This window comes from Escherichia sp. E4736 (assembly GCF_005781225.1).
GTDB lineage: Bacteria > Pseudomonadota > Gammaproteobacteria > Enterobacterales > Enterobacteriaceae > Escherichia.
Map to the genome: position 1 here is coordinate 1 of NZ_VATT01000010.1, position 24,306 is coordinate 24,306.

Annotated in this window: 23 protein-coding genes; 15 read left to right on the top strand and 8 right to left on the bottom strand. The window is 50.7% G+C overall.

Features of this window, described 5'->3' with window-relative positions; genetic code table 11:
• Window positions 1-354: 354 nt before the first annotated feature.
• Together FEK46_RS06740 and mdtD are read left to right on the top strand one after the other, a co-directional pair.
• Entirely contained in the window at window positions 355-1,047 is a 693-nt protein-coding gene (locus FEK46_RS06740) for a FadR/GntR family transcriptional regulator (RefSeq protein WP_130222537.1), read from the top strand.
• A 22-nt stretch (window positions 1,048-1,069) separates the two neighbouring features.
• The gene (gene mdtD / locus FEK46_RS06745) at window positions 1,070-2,497 is read left to right on the top strand and encodes a multidrug transporter subunit MdtD (RefSeq protein WP_135560338.1); all 1,428 of its coding nucleotides are present in this window, start codon (window positions 1,070-1,072) and stop codon (window positions 2,495-2,497) included.
• Here the strand turns inward: mdtD and rbsR are convergent.
• From rbsR to kup, 7 genes are all read right to left on the bottom strand, one after another.
• The gene (gene rbsR, locus FEK46_RS06750; RefSeq protein ID WP_135560337.1) at window positions 2,463-3,455 is read right to left on the bottom strand and encodes a ribose operon transcriptional repressor RbsR; all 993 of its coding nucleotides are present in this window, start codon (window positions 3,453-3,455) and stop codon (window positions 2,463-2,465) included. The genes mdtD and rbsR overlap by 35 nt on opposite strands.
• Window positions 3,456-3,458: 3 nt before the next feature.
• On the bottom strand, window positions 3,459-4,388 hold the full coding sequence (gene rbsK / locus FEK46_RS06755) for a ribokinase (protein WP_135560341.1): 930 nt from the start codon (window positions 4,386-4,388) through the stop codon (window positions 3,459-3,461).
• A 125-nt stretch (window positions 4,389-4,513) separates the two neighbouring features.
• Window positions 4,514-5,404 carry a ribose ABC transporter substrate-binding protein RbsB gene (rbsB, locus tag FEK46_RS06760; protein WP_001056273.1) on the bottom strand — a complete coding sequence of 297 codons (891 nt, stop codon included), beginning with the start codon at window positions 5,402-5,404 and terminating at the stop codon, window positions 4,514-4,516.
• Window positions 5,405-5,428: 24 nt separating this feature from the next.
• Window positions 5,429-6,394, bottom strand: a complete 966-nt coding sequence (rbsC, locus tag FEK46_RS06765) for a ribose ABC transporter permease (protein ID WP_000211858.1) — start codon at window positions 6,392-6,394, stop codon at window positions 5,429-5,431.
• A 4-nt stretch (window positions 6,395-6,398) separates the two neighbouring features.
• Window positions 6,399-7,904, bottom strand: a complete 1,506-nt coding sequence (rbsA, locus tag FEK46_RS06770; RefSeq protein ID WP_130206842.1) for a ribose ABC transporter ATP-binding protein RbsA — start codon at window positions 7,902-7,904, stop codon at window positions 6,399-6,401.
• A 7-nt stretch (window positions 7,905-7,911) separates the two neighbouring features.
• Window positions 7,912-8,331, bottom strand: a complete 420-nt coding sequence (gene rbsD, locus FEK46_RS06775; protein WP_130206840.1) for a D-ribose pyranase — start codon at window positions 8,329-8,331, stop codon at window positions 7,912-7,914.
• 168 nt (window positions 8,332-8,499) lie between these two features.
• The gene (kup, locus tag FEK46_RS06780; RefSeq protein WP_130206838.1) at window positions 8,500-10,368 is read right to left on the bottom strand and encodes a low affinity potassium transporter Kup; all 1,869 of its coding nucleotides are present in this window, start codon (window positions 10,366-10,368) and stop codon (window positions 8,500-8,502) included.
• Window positions 10,369-10,590: 222 nt separating this feature from the next.
• Between kup and ravA the strand changes: the two genes are divergently transcribed.
• Both ravA and viaA read left to right on the top strand, forming a co-directional pair.
• On the top strand, window positions 10,591-12,087 hold the full coding sequence (ravA, locus tag FEK46_RS06785) for an ATPase RavA (protein WP_130206836.1): 1,497 nt from the start codon (window positions 10,591-10,593) through the stop codon (window positions 12,085-12,087).
• Entirely contained in the window at window positions 12,081-13,532 is a 1,452-nt protein-coding gene (gene viaA / locus FEK46_RS06790; protein WP_135560336.1) for an ATPase RavA stimulator ViaA, read from the top strand. Before ravA ends, viaA begins: the two co-directional genes overlap by 7 nt.
• A gap of 4 nt (window positions 13,533-13,536) precedes the next feature.
• Here viaA and asnA read toward each other — a convergent pair whose 3' ends face one another.
• Complete coding sequence (gene asnA / locus FEK46_RS06795; protein ID WP_135560335.1) at window positions 13,537-14,529, bottom strand: aspartate--ammonia ligase; 993 nt, start codon at window positions 14,527-14,529, stop codon at window positions 13,537-13,539.
• A gap of 151 nt (window positions 14,530-14,680) precedes the next feature.
• Between asnA and asnC the strand changes: the two genes are divergently transcribed.
• The 11 genes from asnC (at window position 14,681) to atpG (ending at window position 24,282) form a co-directional block, all read left to right on the top strand.
• Window positions 14,681-15,139, top strand: coding sequence for a transcriptional regulator AsnC (gene asnC / locus FEK46_RS06800; RefSeq protein ID WP_000432970.1), 459 nt, complete (start codon window positions 14,681-14,683; stop codon window positions 15,137-15,139).
• An 89-nt stretch (window positions 15,140-15,228) separates the two neighbouring features.
• Window positions 15,229-15,672, top strand: coding sequence for an FMN-binding protein MioC (gene mioC / locus FEK46_RS06805; RefSeq protein WP_130206832.1), 444 nt, complete (start codon window positions 15,229-15,231; stop codon window positions 15,670-15,672).
• A 378-nt stretch (window positions 15,673-16,050) separates the two neighbouring features.
• On the top strand, window positions 16,051-17,940 hold the full coding sequence (gene mnmG / locus FEK46_RS06810) for a tRNA uridine-5-carboxymethylaminomethyl(34) synthesis enzyme MnmG (protein ID WP_130206830.1): 1,890 nt from the start codon (window positions 16,051-16,053) through the stop codon (window positions 17,938-17,940).
• A gap of 63 nt (window positions 17,941-18,003) precedes the next feature.
• Window positions 18,004-18,627 carry a 16S rRNA (guanine(527)-N(7))-methyltransferase RsmG gene (gene rsmG, locus FEK46_RS06815; protein ID WP_130206828.1) on the top strand — a complete coding sequence of 208 codons (624 nt, stop codon included), beginning with the start codon at window positions 18,004-18,006 and terminating at the stop codon, window positions 18,625-18,627.
• Window positions 18,628-19,243: 616 nt separating this feature from the next.
• Window positions 19,244-19,624 carry a F0F1 ATP synthase subunit I gene (gene atpI, locus FEK46_RS06820; RefSeq protein WP_130206826.1) on the top strand — a complete coding sequence of 127 codons (381 nt, stop codon included), beginning with the start codon at window positions 19,244-19,246 and terminating at the stop codon, window positions 19,622-19,624.
• A gap of 8 nt (window positions 19,625-19,632) precedes the next feature.
• Window positions 19,633-20,448 carry a F0F1 ATP synthase subunit A gene (gene atpB / locus FEK46_RS06825; RefSeq protein WP_000135618.1) on the top strand — a complete coding sequence of 272 codons (816 nt, stop codon included), beginning with the start codon at window positions 19,633-19,635 and terminating at the stop codon, window positions 20,446-20,448.
• A gap of 46 nt (window positions 20,449-20,494) precedes the next feature.
• On the top strand, window positions 20,495-20,734 hold the full coding sequence (gene atpE / locus FEK46_RS06830) for a F0F1 ATP synthase subunit C (RefSeq protein WP_000429386.1): 240 nt from the start codon (window positions 20,495-20,497) through the stop codon (window positions 20,732-20,734).
• Between the two features lie 61 nt (window positions 20,735-20,795).
• The gene (gene atpF, locus FEK46_RS06835; protein WP_001052219.1) at window positions 20,796-21,266 is read left to right on the top strand and encodes a F0F1 ATP synthase subunit B; all 471 of its coding nucleotides are present in this window, start codon (window positions 20,796-20,798) and stop codon (window positions 21,264-21,266) included.
• Window positions 21,267-21,280: 14 nt separating this feature from the next.
• Window positions 21,281-21,814 carry a F0F1 ATP synthase subunit delta gene (atpH, locus tag FEK46_RS06840; protein WP_001288587.1) on the top strand — a complete coding sequence of 178 codons (534 nt, stop codon included), beginning with the start codon at window positions 21,281-21,283 and terminating at the stop codon, window positions 21,812-21,814.
• 12 nt (window positions 21,815-21,826) lie between these two features.
• The gene (gene atpA / locus FEK46_RS06845; protein ID WP_001176745.1) at window positions 21,827-23,368 is read left to right on the top strand and encodes a F0F1 ATP synthase subunit alpha; all 1,542 of its coding nucleotides are present in this window, start codon (window positions 21,827-21,829) and stop codon (window positions 23,366-23,368) included.
• A gap of 50 nt (window positions 23,369-23,418) precedes the next feature.
• A complete protein-coding gene (gene atpG, locus FEK46_RS06850; protein ID WP_000896501.1) occupies window positions 23,419-24,282 on the top strand; it encodes a F0F1 ATP synthase subunit gamma in 864 nt (287 codons plus the stop codon).
• The last annotated feature ends 24 nt before the right edge of the window (window positions 24,283-24,306 follow it).

Sequence of the window (24,306 nt, forward strand, 5' to 3'; positions counted from 1 at the left end):
GATAAATTGTTAAAGAGCAGTGCCGCTTCGCTTTTTCTCAGCGGCGCGGGGTGTGCATAATACGCTTTCCCGCTACAGAGTCAAGCATTTTTTTGCTTTTCTCTGTTGAGATTCTCAGGAGAATCCCGCTGACCCGGCGGCGTGTTTGCCGTTGTTCCGTGTCAGTGGTGGCGCATTATAGGGAGTTATTCTGAGCTGACAAGAGGAAATTTAAAATAATTTTCCGAATGCGCGTTTTTTCAGCAAAACACCTGTGAGCGTGCCATAAAACAAGCAATTTGCCGTTTTTGCAACCGCAATCACACTTCCAGGTGGCATACTAAAGAGGAATAAAAAGAAAAAGGAAGATAAGTAATGCCTTTAAGCGCACAACAGTTAGCTGCACAGAAAAACCTTTCATATGTTCTGGCTGAGAAGCTGGCACAACGAATCTTAAAAGGTGAATACGCACCTGGCACCATTTTGCCGGGTGAAATTGAACTGGGTGAGCAATTTGGTGTGAGTCGTACTGCGGTACGCGAAGCGGTCAAGACGTTAACAGCAAAGGGGATGGTTTTACCGCGTCCACGAATTGGTACTCGGGTCATGCCACAATCCAACTGGAACTTTCTTGATCAGGAATTACTCACCTGGTGGATGACAGAAGAGAACTTTCATCAGGTCATTGATCACTTTTTGGTTATGCGTATCTGTCTGGAGCCGCAAGCCTGTTTACTGGCTGCAACGGTAGGAACAGCAGAACAGAAGGCGCATCTCAACACGCTAATGGCCGAAATGGTCGCATTAAAAGATAACTTTCGCCGAGAACGTTGGGTTGAGGTCGATATGGCCTGGCATGAGCACATCTATGAAATGAGCGCCAATCCGTTTTTGACCTCTTTCGCCTCGCTATTCCATTCGGTTTATCACACTTACTTCACGTCAATAACCAGTGACACCGTGATAAAGCTGGATCTGCACCAGGCGATCGTCGATGCGATTATCCAAAGCGATGGCAACGCGGCATTTAAGGCTTGTCAGGCGCTACTACACACTCCGGATAAGTGATAACCAGACAAAGGGACATTGAATGAGCGAGAAAAAGAAGCGCAGTATGGCGGGTTTGCCATGGATTGCGGCGATGGCTTTCTTCATGCAGGCACTTGATGCCACTATCCTGAATACAGCCCTCCCCGATATCGCTCATAGTCTTAATCGCTCCCCCCTCGCTATGCAATCGGCCATCATCAGTTACACGCTGACGGTGGCGATGCTTATTCCGGTCAGCGGATGGCTGGCCGATCGCTTCGGCACACGCCGCGTTTTTACCATTGCCGTTAGCTTGTTCACGTTGGGTTCTCTGGCCTGCGCACTCTCAAACTCGCTGCCACAACTGGTTGTCTTCCGTGTTATTCAGGGGATAGGCGGCGCAATGATGATGCCGGTTGCTCGCCTGGCGTTACTACGCGCATACCCACGCAATGAACTCCTCCCTGTACTGAATTTTGTCGCTATGCCGGGTCTGGTAGGGCCGATTTTAGGGCCCGTTCTTGGGGGCATGTTAGTCACGTGGGCAACATGGCACTGGATCTTTTTAATCAATATTCCCATTGGTATTGCGGGCCTTCTTTACGCTCGCAAACATATGCCCAACTTCACCACAGCACGTCGAAAATTTGATATCACTGGTTTCTTACTGTTTGGTCTTAGCCTTGTGCTCTTCTCAAGTGGAATAGAGCTGTTTGGTGAGAAAATTGTTGAAACCTGGATAGCCTTGACGGTCATTGTGGCCAGCATAGTGTTACTGCTTCTCTATATCCTCCATGCGCGACGAACGCCAAACCCATTAATTTCATTAAATTTATTTAAAACCCACACTTTCTCGATCGGTATCGTAGGCAATATTGCAACCCGTCTGGGGACCGGCTGTGTACCGTTCCTTATGCCATTGATGTTACAGGTAGGATTTGGTTATCAGGCGTTTATTGCTGGCTGCATGATGGCACCGATAGCGTTAGGCTCCATTATTGCGAAATCGATGGTTACGCAGGTTTTACGGCGTCTGGGCTATCGCCATACGTTAGTGGGAATTACGGTGATTATTGGTTTGATGATCGCCCAGTTCTCATTGCAATCTCCGGCAATGGCGATCTGGATGCTAATTTTGCCGTTGTTTATTTTAGGGATGGCGATGTCGACGCAATTTACCGCGATGAATACCATAACACTTGCCGATCTGACCGATGACAACGCCAGCAGTGGTAATAGCGTTCTGGCTGTCACGCAACAGTTGTCGATCAGTTTAGGTGTAGCCGTTAGCGCAGCCGTTCTTCGCGTTTACGAAGGGATGGAAGGTACGACGATTGTTGAACAATTCCACTATACGTTTATTACGATGGGGATGATTACGGTTGCTTCAGCAGCGATGTTCATGCTCCTGAAGGCAACTGATGGTAATAATTTGATTAAACGCCAGCAAAAATCTAAGCCGAGCCGCGCACCATCAGAATCGGAGTAAGTTGTAATCGTTGTTGCTGTAAGGTTGGCTGCGCCATTCGGTGGATGAGTACATCAATCGCCAGCTCTCCCAATTCATCTTTCGGTTGATGGATAGTGGTGAGCGGTGGCGTCATATAACGTGCCAGTTCAATATCGTCATAACCAATCACCGCGATATCCTGCGGGACATGCAATCCAGCCTGGTACAACGCCTGGTAAACACCCACTGCCATTGCGTCATTTCCGGTAAAGACCGCCTGAGGACGCAGAGGATGTGATAACAGCTGTCGCATCGCGTCAAACCCGCCGTTAAATTCAAAATCGCCAGTCACTTCATAGCCATCGGGAATGTCGAGGCCAGCACGTTTCATCGCCGCCCGATAACCTTCCAGCCGCAATCGTGCAGGCGTTTTATCCAGAGGCCCGGTAATACAGGCGATACGAGTATGACCTTTGTCGATCAGATATTGCGTCGCTAAATCGCCTCCCAGCAACGAGTTATCCTGAATAAGATCGCTGTCGCCATCGAACGGCGCCCAGTCCATCATCACGGTAGGCACCGTCGGATAACGTTGCATGATTTCACGCGAAGGCTGATGCGTTTCGGTGCAGAGTAACAGCAGGCCATCAACACGCTTTTGCATCAGAGTTTCCAGATTACGATTCATTCGCTGCTCATCGCCTTCGGTATTACAAAGGACAAGACTATAACCGCGCTCGAAGCAGCTGCGTTCAACACCACGCACCAGTTCTGAATAGAAAGGATTAGTACTGGCAGTGATCAACATGCCAATGGTATGTGTTTGATTGAGTTTGAGGCTACGCGCCAGAGCTGATGGCGCGTAATTGAGTTCTTTAATCGCCGCTTCAACTTTGGCGGTAATCGCTTCACTGACGAAGCGATCTTTATTGATGACGTGAGAAACTGTTGAGGTAGAAACGCCCGCCAGGCGGGCAACATCTTTCATTGTAGCCAAGCGTCACCTCTGCCTGTCTAAAAATGCGTCGATCTCTTCACGCCACGGTACGGAAGGTTGTGCGCCTTTACGTGTTACGGCAATCGCAGCGGCGGCATGGGCAAAACGAATCGCCTCTGGCAATGGTTTTTCTTCCAGCAACGCCGTGATTAACGCGCCGTTAAAGGTATCTCCGGCAGCAATGGTATCGACAGCCTGCACCCGGAATCCAGGAACGCGCTGACCTTCACCATTCACGCTAGCCCATACACCACGACTTCCTAAAGTAATCAGTACAGTACGGATACCATTTTCATGCAGTACCTGCGCCGCCTTCGCCGCATCTTCATCATTTTCAACACGAATACCGGTGAGCTTTTCTGCTTCCGTTTCGTTTGGCGTAATAATGTCCACCAGCGCCAACAGTTCGTCAGGAAGTTCGCGAGCCGGGGCCGGGTTAAGCGCAACGATAGTCTTATTTTGATGGGCAATTTTCGCTGCTGCCATCACACTTTCGAGTGGTGATTCCAGCTGCATTAATAATGCTGAGGCATTCGCAATACGCTCGCGTTGTGCTTCTACCAGCACAGGGGAAAGGGCAGCGTTAGCACCGGAATGAATACCGATGACGTTCTCGCCTTCACTATTAACAAAAATCAGCGCCACACCTGTTGATTCACCTTTGATCACGCTTACAGGTGAAATATCAATGTTATCAGTAGCGAGCTGCTGACGTACGCTCTCGCCAATACTGTCATCGCCCGTGCAGGCTATAAACGAGATATTCGCGCCGCTACGCCCTGCTGCCACCGCCTGATTCGCGCCTTTGCCGCCAAATGCGACTTGATAGTGGTTACCGGTTACGGTTTCGCCTGGAGTAGGAAAAGATTGAAGATTAAGGATATGGTCAGCATTAATGCTGCCAAGAACAACGAGGCTGCCTGCGTTTTGCATATTCGGGATGTCCATAAAATGCGCCACCGGGTTAGGGTGGCGCGTGCCCTGCTTTTCTTTATATTACACGTTCATCTGTCGATGACGTATTGATGCCACTATCAGGTTATAAAACCCGACTAAGACTACTGCTTAACAACCAGTTTCAGATCAACCGGATATTTCGCCTGAACTTTTTCGCCTTTCAGAACTTTGTCCGCGGTTTCGACACCTTTCGCGCCAATCTGATCGGGTAACTGAGCGATAGTCGCTGCCAGTTTGCCATCATTTACTGCTTTTTCGCCATCAGGTGTACCGTCAAATCCGACGACCATCACATCCGATTTACCAGCAGTTTGCAGCGCACGCAGTGCGCCCAGCGCCATTTCATCATTCTGCGCGAACACTGCCTGCACATCCGGATGAGCGGTCAACAGGTTCTGCATTACGTTCAAACCTTTGGTACGGTCGAAGTCTGCCGGCTGGCTGGCAAGGACGTTAAATTTGTGAGCAGCAACAGCCTGCTGGAAGCCTTCACCACGTTCACGGGCTGCGGATGTACCGGCAATGCCTTGCAGCTCGATAACTTTGGCACCTTCGCCCGCTTTCTTCGCGATGTAATCACCGGCGATTTTGCCGCCCAGTACGTTATCAGAAGCAATGTGGCTCACCACTTCGCCTTTCGTGGCCTGACGGTCAAGGGTGATAACCGGGATGTTAGCCTGGTTTGCCATCTTCACGGCGTTACCCACCGCATCGGAGTCGGTTGGGTTAATCAGCAGAATTTTGGTGCCGCGAACGGTTAAGTCCTGCACGTTCGCCAGCTCTTTCGCCGGGTTGTTCTGGGAGTCCAGCACCACCAGGTTATAGCCGAGTTTATCCGCCTCTTTCTGCGCGCCATCTTTCAGCGATACAAAGAACGGGTTATTGAGTGTGGAAACCACCAGCGCAATGGTGTCTTTTGCCATTGCATTCGCACTAACGGTGGCGCTTAGCGCAACAGCAGAAACCAGGGTAGCCAGTTTTTTCATGTTCATATTCAAGATGTCCTGTAGTCGTTATTACTGCTTTTTGTTGTCTACCAGCACCGCCAGCAAAATCACCACAGCTTTGACGATCATCTGGTAATAGGAGGAAACACCTAACAAATTCAATCCATTATTAAGGAAGCCAAGAATTAATGCGCCGATCAACGTCCCAACAATGCGACCTTTTCCGCCCGCCAGACTCGTACCGCCCAGAACCACCGCCGCAATAGCATCCAGCTCATAGCCAGTCCCCGCCGTGGGTTGTGCGGAGGAGAGGCGCGCCACTTCAATGATCCCGGCCAGCGATGCCAGCAGACCACAAAGAGAATAGACGATGATCTTGATTTTATTGACGTTGATACCAGAAAGACGCGTTGCCGCTTCGTTGCCGCCCAGCGCGTAGATGTAACGCCCCAGACGCGTGTGATGCAGCATGTACCAGGCCGCGAGGAAGACAATCCCCATGATCCAGACTGGCGTCGGTACGCCCAGCGGACGACCAATACCAAACCAGCCAAACAGATCGGCGTTCTCAGTAAAGCCGGTATTCACTGGGCTACCGTTGGTATAAACCATGGTCACGCCGCGCAGCAATAACATCATCACGAGGGTAGCGATAAACGCCTGGACGCGGCCTTTCGCCACAATCACCCCTGTTACCGCACCAATTGCGGCACCTAATGCCAGTGCGGCAGCGACAGCCACCAGCGCATTGACTTCAATGCCGACGATAGACGCAGCAACTGCGCCAGTCAGCGCCAACAGAGAACCTACCGACAAGTCGATGCCCGACGTCAGGATCACCAGCGTCATCCCTACCGCCATAATGGCGTTCACCGAGGTTTGCTGGAGAATATTGAATAAGTTATTGATGGTGAAAAAGTTCGGGCTTAACGTCGAGACAATCGCGATCAGCACCAGCAGAGCGATAAGCGATTTCTGCTCCATCAGCCACGCTTTCGTGAAATAACGGCGACCAGAAACAGTCTGGGTTGTCATTTTTTTACTCCTGATTCACGCGATTAAGCTTGCCCACAGCGGCAGCCATTAACACTTCCTGGGTGGCTTGCTCACGAGTAAATTCCCCGCTGAGATGCCCTTCATGCATGACGATGATGCGATCGCTCATGCCTAATACTTCTGGCATCTCTGATGACACCAGAATGATGCTCAAGCCATCGGCTTTGAACTGGTTGATCAGTTGATAGATCTCTTTTTTCGCGCCGACATCTACACCACGGGTAGGTTCATCAAGGATAAGTACTTTCGGGCGCGTCATCAGACCGCGGGCAATCGCCACTTTTTGCTGATTGCCACCGGAGAGCAGGCCAATTGCCTGTTCCATTGACGGCGTTTTCACATTGAACAGGCGAATAAAATCACTCACTGCCTGTTGTTCATCGGCATGCTTCAAACTGCCGCCAGTACGGCTGAAGTAGCGCAGCGCAGTCAGCGACATATTTTCTTTTACTGACATGCCCAGTACTAAACCGTCGCGTTTACGGTCTTCAGAGATATACACAATGCCGTTTGCCAGGCCATCCTGCGGTGAACGAGTAATAACTTCATGCCCATCCAGCGTGACATAACCGCTGGTGCGCGGCAGTGCGCCATAGAGCACTTTCATTAATTCGGTACGCCCCGCGCCCATTAAACCAGAGACGCCAAGGATTTCGCCATTGCGTAGGGTAAAAGAGACGTTGTTAACACCAGGTCCGCAGAGATTATCGACTTTCAGGCGGATATCTCCCGGCGCTTTGTCCAGGTGTGGATACTGCTCTTCCAGCTTGCGGCCCACCATCATCTCAATCAGCGAATCTTCGGTCAGTGATGCCACTTCACGCTCGGCAATAAATTGCCCGTCACGAAAAATGGTAACGTCATCGCAAATCTCGAAGATTTCTTTCATGCGGTGGGAGATATAGACAATGCCGCGCCCTTGCGATTTCAGCTCGCGAATGACGCGGAACAGGGATTCGGTTTCGGTATCAGTCAGCGCATCTGTCGGTTCATCCATAATGATGACTTTCGACTCAAAGCTCAGCACTTTGGCGATTTCAACCATTTGCTGGTCACCGATGGAAAGATCTCCCACCAGCTTGTCGCTTTTAAAGCGCAGGTTAAGTTTAGCCAGCAATTTATCCGCTTCGGCATACATGGTTTTCCAGTCAATTTTGCCAAAGCGATTAACAAACTCACGACCGAGGAAAATGTTTTCGGCAATGGTCAACTGCGGGATCAGGTTCAGCTCCTGGTGGATAATCCCAATCCCGGCTTCCTGGGAAGATTTCGGCCCGGTAAATGTCGTTTCTTTCCCCAGCCATAAAAGCGTACCGGCATCGCGAGTATAGATACCGGTAAGCACTTTCATCATGGTGGATTTACCCGCGCCGTTTTCGCCTACCAGCGCCATTACGCGGCCCGGATAGACATTTAACGCGGCGCCCGAGAGGGCTTTTACGCCCGGAAAGGCTTTATCAATGCCTTTAAGCTGTAGTAATGCTTCCATGACGACCTCAGAACGTCACGCCAGCACAGAGAATGATATTCGCATACGGAGAACATTCTCCGCTGCGAATTACCGCCTGACTTTCTGCGGTTAGTTGTTTGAATTGTTCATGCGTGGTGTAACGAATTTCAATGGTGTTTCCCTGGTGTTGTTGCAGCTGCTCAAGGTGAGTGAGCAACGTTTCGTGGAGTTGCGGATTATGTTGTTTGATCTCTTCCGCGATAATGGCTGCCTCAACCTGCATTTCACTCGTAACAACTCCCAGTACCTGCATAAAAGAAGGTACGCCCTGGGTTAATGCCACATCGATACGCGTTGTACTTTTTGGGATGGGTAAACCAGCATCACACACCACCAGCGTATCGGTATGCCCCAGACGGGAGATCACCGACGAAATATCAGAATTAAGAACGGTGCCTTTTTTCATTTTTTTCTCCATCAGCGAAACGTTTCGCTGACCAGCAGTTTAATCCTGACTGAACAGAGAAAACCATCGCAACGTTACTGAAATGTGATCAACATCGAAACGTTTTACATCGTGATTAAGCATGAAAAACAAAAACGCCTCCTTTATGGAGAAAGGAGGCGTCTGGCGTTAGATTTCGACCTGAGTACCTAGTTCAATAACCCTGTTTGGTGGGATTTCAAACTGATCTGGTGCACGCAGTGCATTACGCTGCAACAGCAAGTACAGTTTGCCACGCAAACGTAAGTACCACGGGCGTTTGCCGAGGATCAACGACTCATGGGACATAAAGAAGGAGGTTTCCATCATCCGGCAACTTAACCCTTCCAGGCCACAGCGGTGGAAGACTTCTTCCACGTTTGGCGTTTCCCGCCAGCCGTAACTTGCCACCACGCGCCAGAAAGTGGGCGACAGTTGTTCAATCTGTACCCGACGGACGTTATGGACATATGGCGCGTCTTCGGTACGCAGAGTTAACAGAATCACCCGCTCATGCAATACCTTGTTATGTTTAAGGTTATGCATCAGCGCAAAGGGAATGACGTTGATTGCACGCGACATGTACACCGCGGTTCCGGGAACGCGAACGGGCGGTGATTTCTCCAGCGAAGCAATCATCGCTTCCAGAGAATTACCATGTTCATGCATCCGTCGCAGCAGGCGGAAACGCTCGCTCTTCCAGGTGGTCATCACGATAAACATCACCGTACCGAGGCTCAATGGCAACCAGCCGCCGGAGAGCAGTTTATCGAGGTTAGCGGTGAACAATGGAATATCGACACAAAGGAAGGCTATCAGGATCAGCGCAACAAAATACTTATTCCAGTGCCAGTTCTGACGCGCCACGGTAGTCGAAAGAATAGACGTCAGTACCATCGTTCCGGTCACCGCAATCCCATACGCCGCCGCCAGGTTACTGGAGTGCTCAAAGCTGACAATCACAATCACGACCGCGACATAGAGCATCCAGTTCACAAACGGAATATAGATTTGCCCTGACTCCCTTTCGGAGGTGTGAATGATACGCATCGGCGAAAGATATCCCAGACGTACCGCCTGACGCGTCAATGAGAAAACGCCAGAGATAACTGCCTGCGAGGCAATCACCGTTGCCAGTGCAGCGATGATCAGCAGCGGGATTAGCGCCCAATCCGGTGCTAACAGGAAGAACGGGTTCTTAATCGCTTCCGGGTTCTTTAACAACAGCGCTCCCTGGCCGAAGTAGTTAAGGGTTAAGGAAGGCAAGACGACAGTGAACCACGCCAGGCGAATCGGGAACTTACCAAAATGCCCCATATCGGCATACAGTGCCTCGACTCCGGTAATCGACAGCACAACTGCCCCTAATGCAATAAAAGAAACCGTTTTGTATTCAAGGAAGAAATGCACTGCCCACATCGGATTCAGCGCATGCAGCACTTCCGGGTTAGCAATAATGCTACGTAACCCCAACCCTGCCAGAATCAAAAACCAGGTCAGCATGATCGGCGCAAACAGCTTACCGACCATAGCAGTGCCATGTTTTTGAATCATAAACAGTAAAGTAAGAACGATGATTGAGAGGGGAACTATCCAGGTATCCAGTTGCGGGGCGACGATTTCCAGACCTTCAATGGCAGACATCACCGAAATGGCGGGTGTTATGACGACTTCGCCATAGAAAAAGCTGCCACCGATTAGCCCCATAATCACCAGCATTGATGTGGTTCGCGCCGACGTATTACGCCCGGCAAGCGACATCAACGTCAGGATCCCCCCTTCACCGGCGTTATCCGCGCGCATCACGAAGGTAAGGTATTTGATGGAAACCACAAAGATTAGCAGCCAGAAGATCAGCGATAAAAAGCCAAACACGGCATCGCGTTCAACGCCAAAACCAAACTGGCCGGACAAACATTCACGAAGTGTATATAACGGGCTGGTACCAATATCGCCGTAGACAACTCCAATCGCCGCGAGGGTTATCGCGGGCAACGATTGCTTATTATCAGTGCTCATAGACTAGTCTTTCGTTGAAATATGAAATGTGTGCGTAGTCCCTTGGCCCACAAAAAAGCGCTCAGTATGCACGATTAACGGCAAAATCGTACTCCTAAATGCGGCCACATTAACCTGGCTCAAAGAAAAATATCCCTTCTTTGAGACTATTTTTGCCACCAGCAAGAAACGTCTATACTCGCAATTTACGCAGAACTTTTGACGAAAGGACGCCACTTCATTATGGCTCACCCTCATTTATTAGCGGAAAGAATTTCCCGCCTGAGCAGCGCGCTGGAAAAGGGGCTTTATGAACGTAGCCACGCCATCCGCCTGTGTTTGTTAGCGGCATTAAGTGGTGAAAGCGTGTTCCTGCTTGGCCCCCCAGGTATTGCTAAAAGTCTGATCGCCCGTCGCTTAAAATTCGCCTTCCAGAATGCGCGCGATTTTGAATATCTGATGACCCGCTTCTCCACCCCGGAAGAAGTTTTTGGCCCCCTTTCCATTCAGGCGTTAAAAGATGAGGGACGCTATGAACGCTTAACCAGCGGTTACCTGCCGGAAGCAGAAATCGTCTTTCTGGATGAAATCTGGAAAGCTGGCCCGGCAATTCTTAATACCCTGCTAACCGCTATTAACGAACGTCAATTCCGTAACGGTGCTCATGTCGAAAAAATCCCGATGCGCTTGCTCGTGGCGGCCTCCAACGAGCTGCCGGAAGCAGACAGCAGTCTGGAAGCGTTATATGACCGCATGCTGATTCGTCTGTGGTTAGATAAAGTGCAGGATAAAGCGAATTTCCGCTCCATGCTGACCAGCCAACAAGATGAAAATAACAATCCGGTTCCTGCCGCCTTGCAGGTCACTGATGAAGAATATGAACGCTGGCAGAAAGAGATTAGTGAAATTACGCTGCCCGATCATGTATTTGAGCTGATTTTTATGCTGCGCCAGCAACTGGATAAATTACCAGATGCGCCTTACGTCTCCGATCGTCGCTGGAAAAAAGCGATCCGCTTATTGCAGGCCAGCGCTTTTTTTAGTGGTCGCAGTGCTGTTGCCCCGGTTGATCTTATCTTGCTGAAAGATTGCCTGTGGTATGACGCGCAAAGCCTGAATTTGATTCAACAACAAATTGATTTATTGATGACCGGTCATGCCTGGCAACAGCAGGGGATGTTGACCCGCCTGGGCGCGATTGTGCAACGTCGTCTGCAACTCCAGCAGCAACAAAGCGATAAAACAGCCTTAACGGTAATTCGTCTGGGCGGCATTTTCAGCCGTCGTCAGCAGTATCAGCTTCCTGTCAACGTTACAGCTTCCAATCTGACTCTGCTGCTGCAAAAACCGTTAAAACTGCATGATATGGAAGTAGTTCATATCTCCTTTGAGCGTAGCGCGCTGGAACAGTGGCTGAGCAAAGGTGGTGAAATTCGTGGCAAACTGAACGGTATCGGCTTTGCCCAGAAACTGAATCTGGAAGTTGATAGCGCCCAACATCTGGTTGTACGCGATGTAAGTTTACAAGGCAGTATGCTGGCGCTCCCCGGTTCATCGGCTGAAGGTCTACCAGATGAAATAAAACAACAACTGGAAGAGCTTGAAAGCGACTGGCGTAAGCAACACATTTTATTCAGCGAACAGCAAAAATGTCTGTTTATCCCTGGCGACTGGTTAGGTCGCATTGAAGCCAGCCTACAGGATGTCGGTGCCCAGATTCGCCAGGCGCAACAATGCTAACACTGGATACGCTCAATGTGATGCTGGCCGTCAGCGAAGAGGGATTGATCGAAGAGATGATCATCGCGCTGCTGGCCTCACCGCAGCTGGTGGTATTCTTTGAAAAATTCCCGCGCCTCAAGGCGGCAATCACCGATGATATTCCCCGCTGGCGTGAGGTGCTGCATAGCCGTCTGAAAGATACGCGTGTCCCGCCGGAACTCACTGAAGAGGTCATGTGCTATCAGCAAAGCCAGCTTCTCTCCACGCCGCAGTTTATTGTGCAGCTGCCGCAGATTCTGGACTTACTGCATCGTCTGAATTCCCCGTGGGCCGAACAAGCCCGACAGCTGGTTGATGCTAACAGCACTATCACTCCGTCATTGCATACGCTTTTTCTCCAGCGTTGGCGCTTAAGCCTGATTGTGCAAGCGACGACCCTGAATCAGCAGTTATTAGAAGAAGAACGCGAACAACTGTTGAGCGAAGTTCAGGAACGCATGACATTAAGCGGACAGCTCGAACCAGTTCTGGCAGATAACAACACCGCAGCCGGTCGTCTGTGGGATATGAGCGCCGGTCAGCTTAAACGCGGCGACTATCAGTTGATTGTGAAATACGGGGAATTTCTTAACGAACAGCCGGAACTGAAACGTCTGGCGGAACAGCTGGGACGTTCGCGGGAGGCCAAATCAATACCCCGCAACGATGCGCAGATGGAAACCTTCCGCACTATGGTGCGCGAACCGGCAACCGTTCCTGAGCAGGTTGATGGCCTGCAACAAAGCGATGATATTTTACGCCTTCTGCCGCCGGAACTGGCGACACTGGGCATCACTGAACTGGAATATGAATTTTATCGTCGGCTGGTGGAAAAACAGTTGCTCACCTATCGTCTGCACGGTGAATCATGGCGTGAAAAAGTGATCGAACGCCCGGTGGTACATAAAGATTACGACGAACAACCGCGTGGACCGTTTATTGTCTGCGTAGATACTTCCGGCTCAATGGGCGGTTTTAATGAGCAGTGTGCGAAAGCGTTCTGCCTGGCCTTGATGCGCATAGCCCTCGCTGAAAATCGACGCTGCTATATTATGTTATTTTCCACCGAGATCGTCCGTTACGAGCTTTCAGGCCCACAAGGTCTTGAACAAGCGATCCGCTTTTTAAGTCAGCAGTTTCGTGGCGGCACCAATCTGGCCAGTTGTTTTCGCGCCATTATGGAACGCTTACAAAGTCGGGAATGGTTTGACGCTGATGCGGTGGTGATTTCTGATTTTATCGCCCAGCGGTTGCCTGACGATGTGACGAGTAAAGTGAAAGAGTTGCAGCGGGTACATCAGCATCGCTTTCACGCCGTGGCGATGTCAGCACACGGCAAACCCGGCATCATGCGCATTTTCGATCATATCTGGCGCTTTGATACCGGGATGCGAAGCCGCCTGCTCAGACGCTGGCGGCGATAAACGATTACAGCAGAGAAGGGACGCTCTCGCGAACAGCTGCCGGCCATACACCACACTGAACCTGGCCGATATGCGGCAGTTGCAGCAGCAGCATAGTCAAACGAGACTGGCCAATACCGCCACCGATGGTCTGCGGCATTTCACCACGCAGCAGCGCCTGATGCCATTCCAGCTGTAGACGATCTTCATCACCGGTCAGCGCCAGTTGATGCTTCAGCGTGTCGGCATCCACGCGGATCCCCATGGAAGAAAGCTCAAACGCATCTTCCAGTACTGGGTTCCATACCAGAATATCGCCGTTCAGACCCGCATGGCCCAGCTCTGACGGGGTGCTCCAGTCATCATAATCCGGTGCGCGCACGTCGTGGCGATGACCATCGCTCAGCTTGCCACCAATCCCTACGAGGAATACCGAGCCAAGATCTTTCGCAATCGCCCGCTCACGCCCTTTGGCATCGAGATCCGGATAACGAGACAGTAACTCCTGGCTGTGTACGAAGTGGATCTGATCCGGCAGGAACGGTGCCAGACCAAACTCTTCGCTAACAGCAGCTTCGGTTGCTTTAATTCCCGCCCAGATCGCCTCTACTGTGCTTTTCAGAGTGGAGAATTGACGCTCACCGTCGCCCATTACGCGTTCCCAGTCCCACTGGTCAACATAGACCGAGTGCAGCGGGGAAAGACGGTCTTCATCGGGGCGAAGGGCTTTCATGTGCGTGTACAGCCCTTCGCCCACGCTGAAGTCGTGTTGCCCTAATGTCTGACGTTTCCACTTCGCCAGTGAATGAACCACTTCGAACTGGGCATCAGGCAGAGCTTTCACTTTTACCTGTACCGCTTTTTCACAGCCCGACAAGTTATCCTGCGTGCCATCCCCCACACGGCTAAGAATCGGCGCCTGGACTTCAATCAGCCCTAAGCGTTCTTCCAGTTGACGAGAAAAGTGAGATTTCACGAAGCTAATTTGACGTTGTTTGGCAATGTAAGCGGTTTTCATTTTTTATACTCCTGCGTCCTGTTGCTTATGATTAAGCAACAAAAACCGACACACATGCAATAATCATTCAACAAAAAGCCTCACACACTTTTGATTCGTTAAAAAAGAAGGCTAAAATAGAACAAATCATCAATACACATAAGAAAATCCTATGGAAAATTATCTGATCGACAATCTGGACCGCGGCATCCTGGAAGCATTAATGGGCAATGCACGCACCGCTTACGCCGAACTGGCGAAACAATTTGGCGTAAGCCCGGGGACGATTCACGTTCGTGTAGAGAAAATGAAGCAGGCGGGGATCATTACCGGCGCCCGTATCGACGTCAGCCCAAAACAGCTCGGTTATGACGTAGGCTGTTTTATCGGCATTATCCTGAAGAGCGCAAAAGACTATCCTTCCGCGCTGGCAAAGCTGGAAAGTCTCGACGAAGTCACCGAAGCCTATTACACCACCGGCCACTACAGCATCTTTATAAAAGTAATGTGCCGCTCGATCGACGCCCTCCAGCATGTACTTATCAACAAGATCCAAACAATTGATGAAATTCAGTCCACTGAGACACTGATCGTCCTGCAGAACCCGATCATGCGCACCATCAAGCCATGATCAGCTTTTTTAATCCCATACTTTTCCACAGGTAGATCCCAGCGCGTTCACAGCGTACAATACGCCACTCTTAATAAAGGTGGCGGTTTATGGCAGATATCACTCTTATCAGCGGCAGCACCCTGGGCGGTGCCGAATATGTAGCAGAACACCTGGCTGAAAAGCTGGAAGAGGCGGGTTTTACCACCGAAACGCTGCACGGTCCGCTGTTAGAAGATTTATCTGCCTCTGGGATCTGGCTGGTTATCAGCTCAACCCACGGTGCCGGAGACATTCCGGACAACCTTTCTCCTTTCTATGAAGCATTGCAGGAACAAAAGCCCGATCTTTCTGCGGTGCGCTTTGGCGCAATCGGTATTGGCAGTCGTGAATACGACACTTTTTGTGGGGCCATCGATAAACTCGAGGCAGAACTCAAAAATTCCGGTGCAAAACAGATTGGTGAAACACTGAAGATCAACATCCTTGATCACGACATTCCGGAAGATCCGGCAGAAGAATGGCTGGGATCGTGGATTAATTTACTCAAATAAGTATACAGATCGTGCGTTCTACTGTGGATAACTCTGTCAGGAAGCTTGGATCAACCGGTAGTTATCCAAAGAACAACTGTTGTTCAGTTTTTGAGTTGTGTATAACCCCTCATTCTGATCCCAGCTTATACTGTCCAGGATCACCGATCATTCACAGTTAATGATCCTTTCCAGGTTGTTGATCTTAAAAGCCGGATCCTTGTTATCCACAGGGCAGTGCGATCCTAATAAGAGATCACAATAGAACAGATCTCTAAATAAATAGATCTTCTTTTTAATACCCAGGATCCCGGGTCTTTCTCAAGCCGACAAAGTTGAGTAGAATCCACGGCCCGGGCTTCAATCCATTTTCATACCGCGTTATGCGAGGCAATCACCATGTTTTATCCGGATCCTTTTGACGTCATCATCATTGGCGGGGGTCATGCAGGCACCGAGGCCGCGATGGCCGCGGCGCGTATGGGTCAACAGACTCTGCTTTTGACACACAATATCGACACTCTGGGGCAGATGAGCTGCAACCCGGCGATCGGCGGTATTGGGAAGGGACATCTGGTAAAAGAAGTGGATGCACTCGGCGGTCTGATGGCGAAAGCGATCGATCAGGCGGGTATCCAGTTTAGGATACTAAACGCCAGCAAAGGGCCGGCGGTTCGCGCTACCCGGGCTCAGGCGGATCGTGTGCTCTACCGTCAGGCGGTACGAACGGCGCTGGAGAACCAACCGAACCTGATGATCTTCCAGCAGGCGGTTGAAGATCTTATTGTCGAAAACGATCGCGTGGTCGGTGCAGTTACCCAAATGGGACTGAAGTTCCGTGCCAAAGCCGTCGTGCTCACCGTTGGGACGTTCCTCGACGGTAAAATTCATATCGGTCTGGATAATTACAGCGGTGGCCGTGCTGGTGATCCGCCATCCATTCCGCTTTCTCGCCGTTTGCGTGAACTGCCGCTGCGCGTTGGTCGTCTGAAAACCGGGACGCCGCCGCGTATCGATGCGCGCACTATCGACTTCAGCGTGCTGGCGCAACAGCATGGCGATAACCCAATGCCGGTATTCTCGTTCATGGGCAATGCGGCCCAGCATCCCCAGCAGGTTCCGTGTTATATCACCCATACCAACGAGAAAACCCACGATGTGATCCGCAGTAACCTCGATCGCAGCCCAATGTACGCAGGGGTGATCGAAGGTGTTGGCCCACGCTACTGCCCGTCGATCGAAGACAAAGTCATGCGCTTTGCCGACAGAAATCAGCATCAGATCTTCCTTGAACCGGAAGGGCTGACGTCTAACGAAATTTATCCGAACGGTATCTCCACCAGCCTGCCGTTCGATGTGCAGATGCAAATCGTCCGCTCCATGCAGGGGATGGAAAATGCGAAGATCGTGCGTCCTGGTTATGCCATCGAATATGACTTCTTCGATCCGCGTGACCTGAAGCCAACGCTGGAGAGTAAGTTTATCCAGGGCCTGTTCTTTGCTGGTCAGATTAACGGCACTACCGGTTATGAAGAAGCCGCTGCGCAAGGTTTGCTGGCCGGTCTTAACGCTGCCCGTCTGTCTGCTGACAAAGAAGGTTGGGCTCCGGCGCGTTCTCAGGCGTATCTCGGCGTACTGGTTGATGACCTGTGCACTTTAGGAACCAAAGAACCGTACCGTATGTTTACCTCCCGCGCAGAATATCGTCTGATGCTGCGCGAAGATAACGCGGATCTGCGTTTGACTGAAATCGGTCGTGAACTGGGTCTGGTAGATGACGAACGCTGGGCGCGCTTTAACGAGAAGCTTGAGAACATCGAGCGTGAGCGTCAGCGCCTGAAGTCAACTTGGGTAACGCCGTCAGCGGAAGCTGCAGCCGAAGTGAATGCTCACCTGACTGCGCCGCTTTCCCGTGAAGCCAGCGGTGAAGATCTGCTGCGTCGTCCGGAAATGACTTATGAAAAATTAACCACGCTGACGCCGTTTTCCCCTGCGTTGACAGACGAACAGGCGGCGGAACAGGTTGAGATTCAGGTTAAATACGAAGGTTATATTGCGCGCCAGCAAGATGAGATCGAAAAGCAACAGCGTAACGAGAACACGCTGCTGCCTGCGACGCTGGATTACCGCCAGGTATCCGGTCTGTCTAACGAAGTGATCGCCAAACTTAACGATCACAAACCGGCCTCTATCGGTCAGGCTTCGCGTATTTCTGGCGTTACGCCTGCGGCCATCTCCATTCTTCTGGTGTGGCTGAAAAAACAGGGTATGCTGCGTCGTAGCGCATAACGCATTAAAAATGCCAGGTAAGCACCCGCTTACCTGGCAACGCATCAAGAACAGGTAATCACCGTGCTCAACAAACTCTCTTCACTGCTGAAAGACGCAGGAATTTCGCTTACCGATCACCAGAAAAATCAGCTTATTGCCTACGTAAATATGCTGCATAAATGGAATAAAGCGTACAACCTGACCTCGGTCCGCGATCCTAACGAGATGCTGGTACGCCATATTCTCGACAGCATTGTCGTTGCTCCATATCTGCAAGGTGAGCGTTTTATTGATGTGGGAACCGGACCGGGGTTGCCTGGCATACCGCTTTCCATCGTGCGTCCTGAAGCCCATTTCACATTGCTGGATAGCCTTGGTAAACGCGTGCGTTTCCTCCGTCAGGTGCAACATGAGCTTAAACTGGAGAATATTGAGCCAGTACAAAGCAGGGTAGAAGAGTTTCCGTCAGAGCCACCATTTGATGGCGTAATTAGCCGCGCTTTTGCCTCTCTGAACGATATGGTGAGCTGGTGCCATCATCTTCCTGGTGAGCAAGGCCGTTTCTACGCGCTGAAAGGGCAAATGCCGGAAGATGAAATCGCTTTGTTGCCCGAAGAATATCAGGTTGAATCAGTGATTAAACTTCAGGTTCCAGCCCTGGATGGCGAACGTCATCTGGTGGTTATTAAAGCAAATAAAATTTAATTTTTATCAAAAAAATAATAAAAAATTGACCGGTTAGACTGTTAACAACAACCAGGTTTTCTACTGATATAACTGGTTACATTTAACGCCACGTTCACTATTTTGTATCAACAAAGTAACGTGGCTTTTTTTGGTAAGCAGAAAATAAGTCATTAGTGAAAATATCAGGCTGCTAAAAATCGGCGCTAAGAACCATAATTGTCTGTTAAAGTTTTATTAAGAATGTCAATGGGTGGTTTTTGTTGTGTAAATGCTATTTGTGAAAAGAGTATCTGTTTTTAGACTTAAATATCAGAAGCTTGCAAAGGCATCATTTGCCAAGTAAATAAATATGCTACGGGTGAACATGCTCGATATGTGATCTGAAGCACGCTTTACCACTAGTGTTTACGCGTTATTTACAGTTTTTCATGATCCACCACGGTTAGCAGAAAAGTCGCAATTGTATGCACTGGAAAAATATTTAAACATTTATTCACCTTTTGGCTACTTATTGTTTGAAATCACGGGGGCGCACCGTATAATTTGACCGCTTTTTGATGCTTGACTCTAAGCCTTAAAGAAAGTTTTATACGACACGCGGCATACCTCGAAGGGAGCAGGAGTGAAAAACGTGATGTCTGTGTCGCTCTTGAGTCGAAACGTTGCTCGGAAGCTTCTGCTCGTTCAGTTACTGGTGGTGATAGCAAGTGGATTGCTGTTCAGCCTCAAAGACCCCTTCTGGGGCGTCTCTGCGTTAAGTGGAGGCCTGGCAGTCTTTCTGCCTAACGTTTTTTTTATGATATTTGCCTGGCGTCACCAGGCGCATACACCAGCGAAAGGCCGGGTGGCCTGGACGTTCGCATTTGGCGAAGCTTTCAAAGTTCTGGCTATGTTGGTGTTACTGGTGGTGGCGTTGGCTGTTTTAAAGGCGGTATTCTTGCCGCTGATCGTTACGTGGGTTTTGGTGCTGGTGGTTCAGATACTGGCACCGGCTGTAATTAACAACAAAGGGTAAAAGGCATCATGGCTTCAGAAAATATGACGCCGCAGGATTACATAGGACACCACCTGAATAACCTTCAGCTGGACCTGCGTACATTCTCGCTGGTGGATCCGCATAACCCCCCAGCCACCTTCTGGACAATTAATATTGACTCCATGTTCTTCTCGGTGGTGCTGGGTCTGTTGTTCCTGGTTTTATTCCGTAGCGTAGCCAAAAAGGCAACCAGCGGCGTGCCAGGTAAGTTTCAGACCGCGATTGAGCTGGTGATCGGCTTTGTTAATGGTAGCGTGAAAGACATGTACCATGGCAAAAGCAAGCTGATTGCTCCGCTGGCCCTGACGATCTTCGTCTGGGTGTTCCTGATGAACCTGATGGATTTACTGCCTATCGACCTGCTGCCGTACATTGCTGAACATGTACTGGGTCTGCCTGCACTGCGTGTGGTTCCGTCTGCGGACGTGAACGTAACACTGTCTATGGCACTGGGCGTATTTATCCTGATTCTGTTCTACAGCATCAAAATGAAAGGCATCGGCGGCTTCACGAAAGAGTTGACGCTGCAGCCGTTCAATCACTGGGCGTTCATTCCTGTCAACTTAATCCTTGAAGGGGTAAGCCTGCTGTCCAAACCAGTTTCACTCGGTTTGCGACTGTTCGGTAACATGTATGCCGGTGAGCTGATTTTCATTCTGATTGCTGGTCTGTTGCCGTGGTGGTCACAGTGGATCCTGAATGTGCCGTGGGCCATTTTCCACATCCTGATCATTACGCTGCAAGCCTTCATCTTCATGGTTCTGACGATCGTCTATCTGTCGATGGCGTCTGAAGAGCATTAATTTACCAACACTACTACGTTTTAACTGAAACAAACTGGAGACTGTCATGGAAAACCTGAATATGGATCTGCTGTACATGGCTGCCGCTGTGATGATGGGTCTGGCGGCAATCGGTGCTGCGATCGGTATCGGCATCCTCGGGGGTAAATTCCTGGAAGGCGCAGCGCGTCAACCTGATCTGATTCCTCTGCTGCGTACTCAGTTCTTTATCGTTATGGGTCTGGTGGATGCTATCCCGATGATCGCTGTAGGTCTGGGTCTGTACGTGATGTTCGCTGTCGCGTAGTAAGCGTTGCTTTTATTTAAAGAGCAATATCAGAACGTTAACTAAATAGAGGCATTGTGCTGTGAATCTTAACGCAACAATCCTCGGCCAGGCCATCGCGTTTGTCCTGTTCGTTCTGTTCTGCATGAAGTACGTATGGCCGCCATTAATGGCAGCCATCGAAAAACGTCAAAAAGAAATTGCTGACGGTCTTGCTTCCGCAGAACGAGCACATAAGGACCTTGACCTTGCAAAGGCCAGCGCGACCGACCAGCTGAAAAAAGCGAAAGCGGAAGCCCAGGTAATCATCGAGCAGGCGAACAAACGCCGCTCGCAGATTCTGGACGAAGCGAAAGCTGAGGCAGAACAGGAACGTACTAAAATCGTGGCCCAGGCGCAGGCGGAAATTGAAGCCGAGCGTAAACGTGCCCGTGAAGAGCTGCGTAAGCAAGTTGCTATCCTGGCTGTTGCTGGCGCCGAGAAGATCATCGAACGTTCCGTGGATGAAGCTGCTAACAGCGACATCGTGGATAAACTTGTCGCTGAACTGTAAGGAGGGAGGGGCTGATGTCTGAATTTATTACGGTAGCTCGCCCCTACGCCAAAGCAGCTTTTGACTTTGCCGTCGAACACCAAAGTGTAGAACGCTGGCAGGACATGCTGGCGTTTGCCGCCGAGGTAACCAAAAACGAACAGATGGCAGAGCTTCTCTCTGGTGCACTGGCGCCAGAAACGCTCGCCGAGTCGTTTATCGCAGTTTGTGGTGAGCAACTGGACGAAAACGGTCAGAACCTGATTCGGGTTATGGCTGAAAATGGTCGTCTTAACGCGCTCCCGGATGTTCTGGAGCAGTTTATTCACCTGCGTGCCGTGAGTGAGGCTACCGCTGAGGTAGACGTCATTTCCGCTGCTGCATTGAGTGAACAACAGCTCGCGAAAATTTCTGCTGCGATGGAAAAACGTCTGTCACGCAAAGTTAAGCTGAATTGCAAAATCGATAAGTCTGTAATGGCAGGCGTTATCATCCGAGCGGGTGATATGGTCATTGATGGCAGCGTACGCGGTCGTCTTGAGCGCCTTGCAGACGTCTTGCAGTCTTAAGGGGACTGGAGCATGCAACTGAATTCCACCGAAATCAGCGAACTGATCAAGCAGCGCATTGCTCAGTTCAATGTTGTGAGTGAAGCTCACAACGAAGGTACTATTGTTTCTGTAAGTGACGGTGTTATCCGCATTCACGGCCTGGCCGATTGTATGCAGGGTGAAATGATCTCCCTGCCGGGTAACCGTTACGCTATCGCACTGAACCTCGAGCGCGACTCTGTAGGTGCGGTTGTTATGGGTCCGTACGCTGACCTTGCCGAAGGCATGAAAGTTAAGTGTACTGGCCGTATCCTGGAAGTTCCGGTTGGCCGTGGCCTGCTGGGCCGTGTGGTTAACACTCTGGGTGCACCAATCGACGGTAAAGGTCCGCTGGATCACGACGGCTTCTCTGCTGTAGAAGCAATCGCTCCGGGCGTTATCGAACGTCAGTCCGTAGATCAGCCGGTACAGACCGGTTATAAAGCCGTTGACTCCATGATCCCAATCGGTCGTGGTCAGCGTGAATTGATCATCGGTGACCGTCAGACCGGTAAAACCGCACTGGCAATCGATGCCATCATCAACCAGCGCGATTCCGGTATCAAATGTATCTATGTCGCTATCGGCCAGAAAGCGTCCACCATTTCTAACGTGGTACGTAAACTGGAAGAGCACGGCGCTCTGGCTAACACCATTGTTGTGGTAGCAACCGCGTCTGAATCCGCTGCACTGCAATACCTGGCGCCATATGCCGGTTGCGCAATGGGCGAATACTTCCGTGACCGCGGTGAAGATGCGCTGATCATTTACGATGACCTGTCTAAACAGGCTGTTGCTTACCGTCAGATCTCCCTGCTGCTCCGTCGTCCGCCAGGACGTGAAGCATTCCCGGGCGACGTATTCTACCTCCACTCTCGTCTGCTGGAGCGTGCTGCGCGTGTTAACGCCGAATACGTTGAAGCCTTCACCAAAGGTGAAGTGAAAGGGAAAACCGGTTCTCTGACCGCACTGCCGATAATCGAAACTCAGGCGGGTGACGTTTCTGCGTTCGTTCCGACCAACGTAATCTCCATTACCGATGGTCAGATCTTCCTGGAAACCAACCTGTTCAACGCCGGTATTCGTCCTGCGGTTAACCCGGGTATCTCCGTATCCCGTGTTGGTGGTGCAGCACAGACCAAGATCATGAAAAAACTGTCCGGTGGTATCCGTACCGCTCTGGCGCAGTATCGTGAACTGGCAGCGTTCTCTCAGTTTGCATCCGACCTTGACGATGCAACTCGTAAGCAGCTTGACCACGGTCAGAAAGTGACCGAACTGTTGAAACAGAAACAGTATGCGCCGATGTCCGTTGCGCAGCAGTCTCTGGTTCTGTTCGCAGCAGAACGTGGTTACCTGGCGGATGTTGAACTGTCGAAAATCGGCAGCTTCGAAGCCGCTCTGCTGGCTTACGTCGACCGTGATCACGCTCCGTTGATGCAAGAGATCAACCAGACCGGTGGCTACAACGACGAAATCGAAGGCAAGCTGAAAGGCATCCTCGATTCCTTCAAAGCAACCCAATCCTGGTAACGTCTGGCGGCTTGCCTTAGGGCAGGCCGCAAGGCATTGAGGAGAAGCTCATGGCCGGCGCAAAAGAGATACGTAGTAAGATCGCAAGCGTCCAGAACACGCAAAAGATCACTAAAGCGATGGAGATGGTCGCCGCTTCCAAAATGCGTAAATCGCAGGATCGCATGGCGGCCAGCCGTCCTTATGCAGAAACCATGCGCAAAGTGATTGGTCACCTTGCGCACGGTAATCTGGAATATAAGCACCCATACCTGGAAGAACGCGACGTTAAACGCGTGGGCTACCTGGTGGTGTCGACCGACCGTGGTTTGTGCGGTGGTTTGAACATTAACCTGTTCAAAAAACTGCTGGCGGAAATGAAGACCTGGACCGATAAAGGCGTTCAATGCGACCTCGCAATGATCGGCTCGAAAGGTGTGTCGTTCTTCAACTCTGTGGGCGGCAATGTTGTTGCCCAGGTCACCGGCATGGGGGATAACCCTTCCCTGTCCGAACTGATCGGTCCGGTAAAAGTGATGTTGCAGGCCTACGACGAAGGCCGTCTGGACAAGCTTTACATTGTCAGCAACAAATTTATTAACACCATGTCTCAGGTTCCGACCATCAGCCAGCTGCTGCCGTTACCGGCATCAGATGATGATGATCTGAAACACAAATCCTGGGATTACCTGTACGAACCCGATCCGAAGGCGTTGCTGGATACCCTGCTGCGTCGTTATGTCGAATCTCAGGTTTATCAGGGCGTGGTTGAAAACCTGGCCAGCGAGCAGGCCGCCCGTATGGTGGCGATGAAAGCCGCGACCGACAATGGCGGCAGCCTGATTAAAGAGCTGCAGTTGGTATACAACAAAGCTCGTCAGGCCAGCATTACTCAGGAACTCACCGAGATCGTCTCGGGGGCCGCCGCGGTTTAAACAGGTTATTTCGTAGAGGATTTA